Origin of the sequence: Clostridium formicaceticum, assembly GCF_001854185.1 — a bacterium.
Lineage (GTDB): Bacteria > Bacillota > Clostridia > Peptostreptococcales > Natronincolaceae > Andreesenella > Andreesenella formicacetica.
Genome location: NZ_CP017603.1, coordinates 3868024 through 3881307, shown reverse-complemented (window position 1 = coordinate 3881307; position 13284 = coordinate 3868024). Strand labels below are relative to the sequence as shown.

Annotated in this window: 14 protein-coding genes; 10 read left to right on the top strand and 4 right to left on the bottom strand. The window is 33.7% G+C overall.

Annotation, left to right across the window (positions count from 1 at the left end; all coding sequences use genetic code 11):
- Nucleotides 1-174 precede the first annotated feature (174 nt).
- The 6 genes from BJL90_RS18160 (at nt 175) to BJL90_RS18135 (ending at nt 6387) form a co-directional block, all read left to right on the top strand.
- Entirely contained in the window at nt 175-489 is a 315-nt protein-coding gene (locus BJL90_RS18160; RefSeq protein ID WP_070971402.1) for an ArsR/SmtB family transcription factor, read from the top strand.
- A gap of 18 nt (nt 490-507) precedes the next feature.
- A complete protein-coding gene (locus tag BJL90_RS18155; protein WP_070971399.1) occupies nt 508-1491 on the top strand; it encodes a permease in 984 nt (327 codons plus the stop codon).
- A gap of 140 nt (nt 1492-1631) precedes the next feature.
- Nucleotides 1632-2159 (top strand): nitroreductase family protein, encoded by a 528-nt coding sequence (locus BJL90_RS18150; protein WP_070971396.1) that lies wholly within the window; start codon nt 1632-1634, stop codon nt 2157-2159.
- Nucleotides 2160-2305: 146 nt separating this feature from the next.
- Nucleotides 2306-3013 (top strand): ABC transporter ATP-binding protein, encoded by a 708-nt coding sequence (locus BJL90_RS18145; protein ID WP_070971393.1) that lies wholly within the window; start codon nt 2306-2308, stop codon nt 3011-3013.
- Nucleotides 3003-5054 carry a COG1361 S-layer family protein gene (locus tag BJL90_RS18140; RefSeq protein ID WP_070971390.1) on the top strand — a complete coding sequence of 684 codons (2052 nt, stop codon included), beginning with the start codon at nt 3003-3005 and terminating at the stop codon, nt 5052-5054. The genes BJL90_RS18145 and BJL90_RS18140 overlap by 11 nt, the downstream gene beginning before the upstream one ends.
- The gene (locus tag BJL90_RS18135) at nt 5047-6387 is read left to right on the top strand and encodes an ABC transporter permease (protein ID WP_070971387.1); all 1341 of its coding nucleotides are present in this window, start codon (nt 5047-5049) and stop codon (nt 6385-6387) included. Before BJL90_RS18140 ends, BJL90_RS18135 begins: the two co-directional genes overlap by 8 nt.
- Before the next feature lie 71 nt (nt 6388-6458).
- On the opposite strand, the gene BJL90_RS18130 is transcribed toward BJL90_RS18135, so the two are convergent.
- Nucleotides 6459-7805 (bottom strand): sodium-dependent transporter, encoded by a 1347-nt coding sequence (locus BJL90_RS18130; protein ID WP_070971384.1) that lies wholly within the window; start codon nt 7803-7805, stop codon nt 6459-6461.
- A gap of 409 nt (nt 7806-8214) precedes the next feature.
- Here BJL90_RS18130 and BJL90_RS18125 point away from each other — a divergent pair, with 409 nt between their 5' ends.
- On the top strand, nt 8215-9297 hold the full coding sequence (locus BJL90_RS18125) for a PRK06851 family protein (RefSeq protein ID WP_070971382.1): 1083 nt from the start codon (nt 8215-8217) through the stop codon (nt 9295-9297).
- 95 nt (nt 9298-9392) lie between these two features.
- Here the strand turns inward: BJL90_RS18125 and BJL90_RS18120 are convergent, their stop codons facing one another.
- Entirely contained in the window at nt 9393-9596 is a 204-nt protein-coding gene (locus BJL90_RS18120; RefSeq protein WP_070971380.1) for a heavy-metal-associated domain-containing protein, read from the bottom strand.
- Nucleotides 9597-9742: 146 nt separating this feature from the next.
- On the opposite strand from BJL90_RS18120, the gene BJL90_RS18115 reads away from it, so the two are divergent.
- Nucleotides 9743-9991, top strand: coding sequence for a hypothetical protein (locus BJL90_RS18115; RefSeq protein ID WP_070971377.1), 249 nt, complete (start codon nt 9743-9745; stop codon nt 9989-9991).
- Complete coding sequence (locus BJL90_RS18110; RefSeq protein WP_070971375.1) at nt 9991-10350, top strand: spore coat protein; 360 nt, start codon at nt 9991-9993, stop codon at nt 10348-10350. The genes BJL90_RS18115 and BJL90_RS18110 overlap by 1 nt, the downstream gene beginning before the upstream one ends.
- Nucleotides 10351-10444: 94 nt before the next feature.
- Here the strand turns inward: BJL90_RS18110 and BJL90_RS18105 are convergent, their stop codons facing one another.
- Nucleotides 10445-10825, bottom strand: coding sequence for a hypothetical protein (locus tag BJL90_RS18105; protein WP_070971372.1), 381 nt, complete (start codon nt 10823-10825; stop codon nt 10445-10447).
- Between the two features lie 246 nt (nt 10826-11071).
- On the opposite strand from BJL90_RS18105, the gene BJL90_RS18100 reads away from it, so the two are divergent.
- A complete protein-coding gene (locus tag BJL90_RS18100) occupies nt 11072-12658 on the top strand; it encodes a DEAD/DEAH box helicase (protein ID WP_070971368.1) in 1587 nt (528 codons plus the stop codon).
- A 127-nt stretch (nt 12659-12785) separates the two neighbouring features.
- On the opposite strand, the gene BJL90_RS18095 is transcribed toward BJL90_RS18100, so the two are convergent.
- Nucleotides 12786-13265, bottom strand: a complete 480-nt coding sequence (locus BJL90_RS18095) for a phosphatidylglycerophosphatase A family protein (RefSeq protein WP_070971365.1) — start codon at nt 13263-13265, stop codon at nt 12786-12788.
- Nucleotides 13266-13284: the final 19 nt, after the last annotated feature.

Here is a 13284-nt window from a genome sequence, read left to right as displayed (position 1 = left end):
GTTTTAAAAGATGTTGTTCTATAGAAGAAGTCAAGAGGATTGTTTTTACAAATTTATTTTATTGAAACGCAAATTACTTAAATTTATATATTGCCAAAAAATGTTTTTAGGTATATTATATTAGTATATTACAAAAAACTAATATAATAATTTATTGAAAAGAAGGTGAAAAAGATGTCGAATCAGAACTATCGGCTTTGCGCAAGCTTATTAAAGTCCTTATCACATCCAACTAGACTTGAAATATTAGAACTTTTAAAGGATAAAAATGAGCTTTGTGTTTGTGAAATCTATGAAAAGTTGGATTTAGAGCAATCAAATGTTTCACAGCATCTGAAAATTTTAAAAGATCAAGGGATTTTAAGTAGTAGAAAAGAAGGATTAATGGTGTTTTACAGGGTGAATTATTTAGAAATATATGAGATATTACAAAAGGTAAAGTTAATTTTACAAAAACAACTTGAAGAATCTTTATCACATCTATTATAAAGTTAAGGAGGTTTTACTATGTTTGAAAGATTTGGCCATCTAGTTGCACCCTATGTAGTACGATTTATTCACTGGATTTTACAGCTTCTTGGTTTTGATATCTGGACAGGAGATACTTTTTATGATGCAGTTCATTTTTTTATCTATGATACTGTAAAAATAATATTTTTACTTAGCTTCATGATTTTTATCATAACCTATATCCGTAGCTATTTTCCCCCAGAAAAGGTGAAGGCAATGTTGGCGAAGTTTCATGGGATTTGGGCATATGTGATTGCTTCTATGTTGGGAGTGGTTTCACCTTTTTGTTCCTGCTCCACTGTACCTATCTTTATTGGTTTTGTGGAGGCAGGGATTCCATTAGGCGTTACCTTCACCTTTTTAGTAACTTCTCCTATTGTCAATGAAATTGCTTTAGGATATCTATTTGTTAGTTTTGGTCCTAAAATAGCTATTTTATATACCTTGGCGGGCATGGCTATTGGAATTATTACTGGATTAATCATAGAGAAATTTAACCTATATCACCTAGTGGAAGAATATGTTTTTAACATAAAAATAGGTGAGACAGCAGCAACGGAAATGACAAGAAAGCAACGACTTATTCACGCTAAGGATAGTGTGGTGGATATTGTAAGGGATATTTGGATATATGTTGTTATAGGGATTGGCATTGGGGCATTGATCCATGGATGGGCACCAGAAGATTTGTTAGCTAAATATGCAGGACCCAACAATCCTTTAGCAGTTTTCGTAGGGGTATTATTTGGAATTCCCTTATATTCTAATGCCGTTGGTACTATACCTATTGCGGAAGCATTGATTAATAAAGGAGTAGGGGTTGGTACAGCACTGGCCTTTATGATGTCTGTTGTAGCTTTATCCTTACCCTCTATTATTCTGTTAAAAAAGGTAATAAAGCCAAAATTGATTGGTATTTTCGTGAGTATTACGGGGATTGGAATTGTATTGGTGGGATTTTTGTTTAATTGGGTCTTATAGTTTTAAAAGTGTTAAAGATGTGCTTTTGATATCATTATAGTAGATCATGTATTCTCCTTGTTTCGTGCTTATCTGAGGTAGTAAAAATAGCATTTATGCTATAATAATAAATAATGACAAATTTTCAAAGGAGGCAGGAGATGTTAGATTTATTAAAGAAAAGAAGAAGTATTCGCAAGTTTGAGGAAGCAAAAGTAGAACAAGAAAAAATTGATGCGTTGATAAAGGCAGCTTTATTAGCTCCATCTTCTAGGAGTATTCGACCTTGGGAGTTTATTGTGGTAACGGATGAGAAGTTGATAGCAGATCTTTCTAAAGCAAAAGAGCATGGTGCTTCTTTTTTAAAGGATGCTCCTTTGGCTATTGTAGTTTTGGGAGATGAGAGGAAAAGTGATGTTTGGGTGGAGGATACTTCCATTGCATCTATTTTGATTCAAGTCATGGCAGAGACTATGGGTTTAGGTTCATGTTGGATTCAGATAAGAGAAAGACAACATAGTGCAGAAATTGCAGCAGAATCCTATGTTAAAAAGACGCTGGATATTCCCGAGGAAATGAGGGTTGAATCTATTATAGCCATAGGTTATCCTGACGAAGAAAAGTCTCTCTACCAGGAAAAAGACTTGTTGTATGAAAAAGTTTTTACAAATAAATACAAAAAAAATTAACCTATAAAAATCCCCATGAAACTTAAATTTCGTGGGGATTTTTATGAAACTTTTTTCGGCAAAAATCGTCTAATAAGTAGTTAGTACTGGCCTTTTTTTCCATATCAATAAAATTTTGGATTGGGGGGATACATATTACCTATGCAATGGAGATAAAAAATGTTAGAAAAATATTTAGGATAGGAGATGAAAAAGTGATAGCGCTAGATGATATCTCCATGGATATCAAAGCTGGAGAAATTTGTTGTTTGTTAGGGACTTCTGGGTCTGGAAAGTCTACCCTCTTAAACCTGATGGCGGGGCTAGAAAAACCAACCAAGGGAAGTATTAAAATTCATGGAAAGTTTATTGAAAAAATGAGCGAAAAACAGTTAACAAAGTTTAGACAAAAAAATGTAGGTTTTATATTTCAGTCCTATAATTTAATGCCTACATTAAATGCATTGGAAAATGTTAGCTTACCACTAACCTTTAGGGGAGTAAATAAAAAGGTGCGAGAAAAGGCCGCTTTCATGATGCTTAAGGCTGTCGGACTGGAAAAATACATTAAGCACAAACCTACTCAGATGAGTGGGGGACAACAGCAGCGGGTAGGGATAGCAAGGGCTTTTGTCAGCAAACCTCCTATTGTTTTCGCTGATGAACCAACGGGTAACTTGGACTCGAAAACTACGCAGGAAGTATTGCAACTTATGTTAAGCTTAGCTAAAAAAAATCACCAAACATTGATTATTGTAACCCATGATAGAAGTATTGCAGCATTTGCCGATCGAACTTTTTATATTTTAGACGGCAATATTGAAAAAGTTGAAGTAAATTATGAAGAGAATAGGGGGACAAGCCATGAAGTATAAATTTTTTTGTTTGCTTCTTATAAGTACAATCTTAGTGAATATTTTATACGCTATGCCTTTATGTGCAGAAGCAAATACTGGAACATATCAAATGCAAGGGGATGTAATACGAGATAATCCTAACCTAATTATTGGAAGAAATTATAAGATTCCTGTATTTAAAGCCGGGACAGAAGCTAGATTATCGATTCCAATAGAAAATACTACGAATGGAGAGGCGGTGAATATATTTGTTTCATTAACTGCTAATGATTTGCAAAACGTTCCTTTCGAAATTGACGGTTTGTTTACAAAGAAAAAAGTCTCTTCTATTTACGGGCGTAATACAGAGAATGCAGTGTTTAATTTAAATATTCGTAAGAATGCGGAGGCAAAAACCTATCCATTGACACTAAACATAGAATATACTTCGTCGAATGGTGGAAGTTTTAGTCTAACTGAAACCATTTATATAAAAATTGAAAACGACTATGAAGTACCATCATTAAAACTAATGGATACAACAATTGAAGGTGGTAAGTTGGTGAGTGGTAGTACAAAAACTGTAGGTTTTCGTATACAAAATAGTGGAGACTTAACAGCTAAAGATATAAAAGCTAGATTAGGAGGATTTTCAAGCACTGAGCTCATACTGGATTCAGCCCTTGATACAATCAATATTCAGTCACTGGCTGGTGGAGAAGCAAGAACAGTTTATTATAATATTTCTGCAAACTCTCAGTTGGAGGAGGAGAACTATAGCCTGACACTCTTCTTAACCTATAAGGACGAATATGATGTTCCCTATGAAACAGAGATTAAAGTGTATCTTCCTCTAGAAACAAACGCCTCTAAAGAAATTGATTTAGCCTTTAGTAACTTAATTTACCCAGAAAATCCAGTGGTACCTTATGAAAATTTTACGGTTTCCTTTAACCTAAAAAACACTGGTGATGAAGATGCAGATAATGTAAGGGTAAGTGTTGATGGAGGGGAAGAAATCTTACCAAAATCTATGTCTATCAAAAGTATAGGAAGTTTAGCAGCTGGAAAAGAGACCCCTGTAGAATTTACACTGTTTGCAAAAGATGATATAGAATCAAAGAACTATCCAATTAAAGTAACTGTAGAGTATGAAGTAAAAACTGGCAGCAAAAAAGAGTTGCAATCAGTAAGTCAATATATAGGCGTTTTTGTAAATAGTGATGACGAAGAAACGGGGATACCTAAAGTGATTGTTGATTACTATGATTATGGGAAAGAATTTATAGAAGCTGGAACAGCTTTTCCTTTAAACATATCCTTTTATAATACCCATAAAAGCAATGATGTTAGAAATATTCGAGTCAGTATAAGTTCTGATGGAGATATTTTTTCACCTGTAGGAAGCAGTAATTCTTTTTATATTGATAAGATCAATGCTAATAGTAGGGTAGAACGTACTGTAAGTCTACGACCTAAGATAAATGCGGAGTATAAGACACATAATATTTTTGTAGATATTGAATATGAGGATACCAAGGGTAAGGATCACAGCATAAAAGAGTTGATAGGGATTCCTGTTATTCAAGAAACCAGTTTGATGATAGGAGATATCATAACACCTACTGAAAACTACTTAGGCAGCCCCATAGGCATGTCATTAGAATTTTATAATGCAGGACGGGGTTTAATGCGTAATATGATGATTAGCATAGAAGGTGATTTTGACACGCAGGAAGGGAGCTTATATATTGGAAATCTGGAGGCCGGTAAAAATAATTATTATGACGCCACCATTATTCCTACAAGTGTAGGCACTTTAATCGGAAAAATTATTTTTAGCTATGATGATGAAATCAACCAACACTTTTCTATTGAGAAGGAATTTACGCTAGAAATTTCAGAGCAAATGCAGGAGTTTATGCCAGAACCTTTTCAACAGCCTGAGAATGTAAGGGAATCTTCAGGTAGAAGAAAGCTTTTTGTAATCATTGGTATCATCATTGTCGGTGGCATTGTAGGAATAACTCTTTATAGAAGGCGTAAAAAGAGATTAGAGGAAGTGGATATGTATGAGTAGCTTGGATCTACTAAAAATGTCTTTGGAGAGTTTATGGAAAAGAAAGACCAGAACTTTTCTTACCATTCTTGGTGTCATCATAGGTACAAGCTCCATTGTTATTATGCTTTCCTTGGGCATTGCAATGGACAGGAGTTTTAAAGAACAGTTGTCTCAAATGGGAAATTTAAATATTATTGAGGTACATAACTACAGATACTATGATGATTCCATGTCTTCTCAACAGCAAAAACAAGTGAGCTTAGATGATCAAGCAGTCTATTATTTTAAGCAAATACCAGGAGTAGAGGCAGTAATGCCTGTTAAAAATGCCTATTACAAAATGGCAGTAGGCAGAATGGTAGGCTATGTACCTGTCATTGGTATAGATCCTGAAATTATGGAGGCTTTTGATTTTAACATAGATAAGGGAAGACTTCTGTTACCTTCAGATAAAGAAGCTATGGTATTTGGAAAAAATGTGGCAATGCAGTTTTATAATCCGCGTTTAAAAAATGCTTATCAATACGGCGCTAATAACAATGTTGATTTAATTAGTAATAACTTAATTTTAACTTCAGATATGAACTATGGGGAAGTAAGAAATGTCAGAGAAGAATCTGAAACGAAAGCCACACCTCCAAAGGCGCATAATGTTAAGGGAGTGGGTATATTGGCTGAGAGTTTTAGTGAAAAAGACTATTATGCTTATATGAATATCACAACCTTAGAAAAGATTATCGAAGAAGATCGACGGACAAATCGACAGGATGCATCCTATAGAGATAGGAGACAAGATAATAATAAATATGAAAAAATAAGTGTAAAAGCTAAGGAAATAAATGATGTAGAAAGAATACAGGAGGAAATTAAGGCAAAAGGTTTCCAAACCTTTAGTCTAACAGATATGCTAAAGTCTATGAAGGAGACTTCAGCTAAAATGCAAGCGATTTTAGGAGGAATTGGTGCAGTAAGCTTGTTTGTAGCAGCTATAGGAATTACGAATACTATGATTATGAGTATTTATGAAAGAACAAGAGAGATTGGTGTAATGAAGGTGTTAGGAGCTAATTTATCCGATATAAAAAAACTATTTCTTATCGAAGCGGGGATTATAGGTTTTTGTGGAGGTATGGTAGGCCTATTATTTAGTTATAGCATCTCTTTTGGCCTAAATAAAATAGGCGGCGGCTTTTTAGGACCTATGAGAGGAAGTACTGGCATGTCTGTTATTCCTATTGAATTAGCAATAGCAGCAGTTGTTTTTGCAACTTTTATTGGTATTGTATCAGGATATTCTCCCGCCAGAAGAGCCATGAATCTTAGTGCCTTAGAGGCTATAAAAAATGAATAGATTCTTTAATAAATAACTTCTATGAAAATAAGAAAAAGACAATTGGTTTAAGGCCAACTGTCTTTTTTAAATTATTTTAAACCTTGAATAAATACGATTAAAATAGCTAAAGGTGCCACCCACTTAATTAAGAAGGACCAGAAGGCAGCAAGCTTAAAGGGAATTTTGCCATTGTTTGTGGCTTCCTTAAGTGCTTCATCAATACCCCATACCCAGCCAATAAAGATAGCTAGTAGGAATCCGCTAAGGGGTAACATAACATTACTTGCAACAAAATCAATAGAATCTAAAATATCTAAGTCTCTAAAAGGTTCTATGTGACTCCAAACTCCCTGTGCTAAAGAAGAAGGAATACCTAATAAGAATACAGCTAAACCTAATAAAATAGTCGTTTTTTTACGATTCCAATTAAATTCATCTACGACATAAGAAACAGAAGTTTCTAGTAATGAGATAGAAGATGTTAATGCTGCAAATAATACTAATAAGAAAAAGATCACACCAAAAAATGTTCCTAAGGGCATATTAGCAAATACTGCTGGCAAAATGATAAAAAGCAGTGCTGGGCCTTGATCAGGACTAAAGCCTAAGGCAAATACCGCAGGTAGAATTGCCAGACCTGCTAATAAGGCAACCCCTGTATCAATGAGTGGAATAATCATAGCGCTTTGGGGAATATTTTCCTCTTTGCTTAAATAGCTACCATAGGTAATAATAATACCCATACCTAAGCTTAAGGAAAAGAATACCTGTCCTAGGGCCGCCAGCAGTACTTCTCCAGTAATTTTAGAAAAATCAGGCATTAAAAAGAACTTAATCCCTTCAGAGGCCCCTGGTAAAGTAATAGAGCGCAGCGTAATAACAATCATCATAATAAATAAGCCCGGCATTAAAATTTTGCTATATTTTTCGATACCACCACTGATACCACCCATAACAATAGCTAAGGTAAGAAAAGCAAAAATACCATGATAAATAATAGGTTGACCAGGATTTGTAATAAAGGAAACAAATAAGTCTGCCATATCTGTGCCAGGAACAGTAAAAGCACCTGTAGCAGCTTTAACTAAATAGTTGATTACCCATCCACCAATGACACTGTAAAAAGATAAGATCAAGAAGGAAGCAAATACACCTATACCCCCTACCCAACCCCAATTTTTACGGATTTTTCTATAAGCACCGATTGGATTTAATTGCGTATGCCTACCAATAATTAGTTCCGCCAACATCAAAGTAAATCCAACTAAAACTAAAATAGCAAAGTATACTAGCACAAAGGCACCACCACCATTTTGACCAGCTGTATAAGGAAAGCGCCATAAGTTGCCTAGTCCTACAGCAGAACCAGCGGCTGCCAAAACAAATCCTATTTTAGAGCTCCATTGATCTCTGTTGTTTTCATTTAAATTCGCCATAAAATCCCTCCTAAAAGTAGTCTAATCACTGAATCTGTCAAATATAAATAAAATTTTTATACCACCTCCGAAATACATAACTTTTACAGCAACAACTAAAATATTTTAATAGTACAATAATTTAAAAAATTATGCAATGAAGAAAATAGAGGATATAAGGTTGCCATAATTATTGCACTTTTCCTATAGGAATATAATTTTGCAGATAAATAAATATAATTTTTAGACAACTTTAATTCACAAGTATTTATTATAAAGGATAAAGCAAAAACATGCAAGTGTTTCTTTTTGAACAATACGCAATAGAATGAATTGATTGGAAATTTGTATAAATTTATATAGTCACAAAACCCTTAAAATTGGATAATATAATACTGTGGGATAGATTATCCTAAAAAGGAGGGTAAGCATGACCAATAAGGGAAAAATTAAAAGTTTGTTGCCGGGAGGAAATACTTCACTAGGTTTTTTCTCGTACTTTGAGTATGTTATTGATTTAAAAAAAGCTAATAAAGTATACTATCTAAAAGGAGGTCCCGGTACTGGTAAGTCCAGCATGATGAAAAAAATAGGTGATACGTTGATAAACCAAGGATATGATATTGAGTTTCATCATTGTTCCGCTGATCCAGATTCAATAGATGCATTAGTGATACCAAAGTTGAAAATAGCTATGTTAGATGGTACAGCACCCCATGTAATAGATCCTAAATATCCTGGTGCAGTTGATACGATTGTTCACTTAGGGGACTATTGGCAGGAAGAAAGCTTACGGAAAAACAAAGAAAGTATTATTGAAGCTATTAATGAAAATGGCAGGATTTACAAAAGAGTGTATAAGTTTTTAGGGGCAGCTAAGTTGATCTACGATGATATTGAATGGACTTATAACCAAGCCATGGATTTTGTAGAAGTAAATGCGATAACAAATGAAATATTGGAAGAATTTTTTGAGAATTTAGCACCTAAAAAAGTCTTACCTCAGGAAAGACATCTATTTGGCAGCGCTTATACCCATAAAGGACATATTGATTTTGTAGAAACATATTTAACTGATATAAAAGGTATCTACTATATTGAAGGTGCTCCAGGCACAGGAAAATCAACGATGCTGGAAAAAATAGCGAAAACTGCAATGCAAAAAGGATATGACGTTGAAGTTTACCATGAGCCCCTAATGCCAGATAAAGTGGAGTCTATTCTAATCCCCCAACTTGATATGGCTTTTACTACGAATAGTAAGTATCAAGATCAAAAGTATATAAACTTAAATAAATTTTTACAGAAGGAAAAACTAAACAAGTATAAAAAGGAATTGGAATACAGTGAAAAATTATTTCAACAACTAATAAATGATGTAGTCTATAATTTGCAACGAACCAAGAAAAATCATGACTACATTGAAGACTACTATGTATCTAATATACAGTTTGAAAAGATAGATGCATTAAGAGAACAGCTGATAGAAGAAATTTTGACCTTTGACAAATAGATAAATCAATAAGTGTATCCATCGTTTTTTTATAAAAATCTCTATATCTACAGAAGATAGATATAGAGATTTTTATTTGTTTACGCTATAAGTTATTATACTAGCTTATTCTCATCTAGTTTTGCTCTAATTTCTGCTGAAGAGGTTTGGGTGTCATCGTAATCTACTGTAATTGTATTATCCATGACATCTGTCATTACAGTATATACGCCATTGAGAGCGCTAAGTATGGTCTCGATATTTTCTGGTGGGAGCTTTGTGTTATTTAAACTTTTAAAACGAAATTTTTCTGTTTGCATGATCTCACCTCCTCACGGTAGTATATGTAATTTGCTTTTTAGATATAATTTTCACTGTTTGGCAAAAAAACTTAGGTAATAAAATCATTATAGTTACAAATACTATATAAGATGTACTCGTATAAAAGAAAGTGAGGAGGAAGATTATGAAAAATATAGCAACAAAAGAAGTTAATTACATAAAGGATTTTTTATCATGGGAGTTGTTGTCTTTAAAGAAATGTTATCAATATTCACAGCAAGAAACAAACCCTGCTCGTCAACAAGCATATCTTGAGGGTGTTCGCGTACATCAACAAAATTATATGAATATATTAAACTATATCAATCAAGTGAATATAACACAGGGAAATAATTATCAAGTTAATGTAAACCAAGGAGGGCAAATGAATTAATGGATACACAATCAACAGTAACTTCTAAAACAGGTGTACAGAAAATTGGAAAAACTGTTTCTAATGAATTACCTCAGGTAAAAGATGTTAACATCAATATGAGGGATATGCTAAATGATATATTGTTGGTGGAGAAACATAATCTTATTAGCTATCAAACCGGTATAAATGAAGTGATAAACGATGATTTAAGAAGTATTGTTATACAGAATAGAGATAAATTACAACAGCTACATACATCCTTTTTTAATGAATTATTTAATCTTGGCGAATATCAGGCAAACATTGCGACCAATGCTGAAATTGCTGATATTGTCGATGTATTTACGGGTTATCAATCTCAGATGCCTTTTCAATAACAGAGAGAAATACAAGGAAATAGTTTCATTAGAAATAATAAAGGCTGTTAAATTATTTAACAGCCTTTTGAACATTTTGTACTGTTGTTATTTATTATTCATTGGAAGAGCTATTTAACTCTCCACCCATTTTTGAGATGATATCTTTTGCTCTATCTACATCCTTGGCGTTTGCTTCTACAACAACTTTATGACTATAGTCAGCTATTTCCTCAAATCCTGCCATACCGCTGACCATAGGATTTGCAGCGGCTAAAGGAGATTGTTCTACATCAGCCCCCCGATTTCCTGATTCTAAAACTAAGTTAGATAAACTGGGGGAGGTTTCTGTTCCAGGTAAATTGGTAATAAGGTTTCTTTCACCAATTCTTTCATCTTTTAAATCTAAAAAGGCTGTTTTAAAGCCAGCAGCTTTTAATGCATCAATGACTTCATTAGTTTTTTTAAAATTATCAAAAAAACCTTCAATTCTCATAATAAACGCCTCCAAATTAGTTATAAACTGTTATAGTAATTGCCTATAATAAATAGTATGGCTTTTAAAAAATATTTTACTACAGGCCATCTATATCCTATTCTCTAGAAAAAATATGTATATTGTTTTGTCATTGATAAAAAAATAATAAAATAATAAAAAGCCCAATAGCAATAATTATTTATTTACATAAACAGGTAAAAGATATATAATATTGCAGTGGAAACTAAAATTAGGAGAGATAAAATGAAGAATATTGCATTTCAAGATTTAAACATTGAAAAAAACATTTTAAAAGCAATTGAAGAAATGGGTTTTGAAGCCCCTACCCCTATTCAATCGCAGGCTTTGCCCAAATTATATGGAAAAAAAGACATCATAGGCCAAGCACAAACAGGCACAGGAAAAACTGCTGCATTTGGCATACCTATGATTGAAAAGGTAAACCCAAAGGATAAATCCGTTCAGATATTAATACTAACCCCTACAAGAGAATTATCTATGCAGGTAGCTGATGAGCTTAGAAAATTTGCTAAATATCTGCCAGAGGTTAAGTCTTTAGCCATTTACGGGGGTCAACCAATAGAAAGACAGATTAAGGCGTTAAAACAAGGGGTGCAAATTGTTGTAGGTACTCCTGGAAGAGTAATCGACCATATTCGAAGAAAGACACTAAAATTAGAAAATGTTGTAGGTGTTGTCTTAGATGAAGCAGATCAAATGTTGGATATGGGTTTTTTAGAAGATATAGAAACCATACTAGATACAACACCAAAGGATCGCCAAACCGCCATGTTTTCTGCTACGATGCCTAGAGAAATAGAAAATATCGGCAAAAAATATTTAAAAAACCCTGAAAAAATAAAAGTAGTACACAAGGAACTAACTGTTCCTAAGATAGCTCAATATTATTTTGAAGTAAAAAATCATGAAAAACTAGATGCTTTATGTAGAGTTTTAGATATGGAAGAAAGTGACTTGGGCATGATTTTTTGCAGAACTAAAAAAGGCGTAGATGAGTTGGTGGAAAGTCTTCAGAGTAGAGGTTATTCTGTGGAAGGGCTCCACGGAGACTTAAAGCAAAGTCAAAGAGATCGTGTGATGAAGAAGTTTAGAGATGGCATCATTGACTTTTTAGTGGCTACAGATGTAGCAGCTAGAGGTATCGACGTAGATGATGTAGAATTGGTCATTAATTATGACATTCCTGAAGATTTTGAGTACTATGTTCATAGAATAGGTAGAACAGGAAGAGCTGGAAGGGCAGGTCTTGCTTATACCTTTGTTGCTGGAAGACAGATTAGAACCTTGAAAGCTTTAGAAACTTATACAAAAACAAAAATTAGAAGAAAAAATATACCTACGATAAATGACATTGCTGAAAAACAAAGGGAAACCATTGCCAAAAATATTGTTTCTACTATCGAAAAAGGCGGTATTGCGGAGTATACCAATTTTGTCGAAAAATTGTCAGAGGATTATAGTTCCATTGATATAGCGGCAGCTTTGTTAAAACTTATGATTAATAAAAATGAAGAAGAGTCTATAGAAGCAGCTGAAGATGTTGCCTCTGGAGATACAGGAGCAGAACCTGGTATGGTTAGAATGTTCCTGAACATAGGTAAGAAACATGGCGCTACCCCTGGAAATATTTTAGGTGCTATCACTGGTGAGTCAGGAATAGACGGAAATATGGTAGGCGTGATCGACATATTCGATAAATTTACTTTTGTTGAAGTACCTGAAAAATATGCAAATAAAGTTTTAAAGGCTATGAATAAGAACCGTATTAAAGGTAGAAAAATCAATATGGAGCCTGCAAATAGACGATAGTAGTTCGTTGATAACATTATCTGTATGAAAAATACCCACTGTAAAAGAAAGTCACCGAAAAAGATACTTTTTCAGTGCTTCTATGTAAAAGTGGGTATTTGAATCAGGTGAAGGCAGCATCTTGATTTTACTCGTCGTCTTGAGAGTTCTCCATAGAATGGGCTATTCTAGAACAAGCAGCAGCCACGATGCCGGAAACTAAATCATCCAAAAATGTGTTTACTTGCCCATGTTCATGGGCATTTATTTTTCCAATAATGCCAGGTTTTAACTTATCCAAGTAACCAAAATTAGTAAAGCCTATAGAACCATAGATATTGGTAATACTCAAGGCCATAATTTCGTCTATACCATATAAGGAATCATCACGTTTCACTATAGATAAAAGAGGTTCTTCGATTAAGTTGTTTTCTGCTAGCTTATCCAGTTGTATGCCAGTAAGAACAGCATTTTGCACTTCTCTTTTTCCTAATACCTTATGAATATTTTCGATAGCTATTTCTGTCGTCAAAGGCAGATAATCTTTTTGAAGATCTAGTACTAATCCCGCCATATCTTCAATGGTAACACCTCTCTCCTCCAACATGTTAATAATGATACTTTTCATAGAATTCTCTCCTTTAATA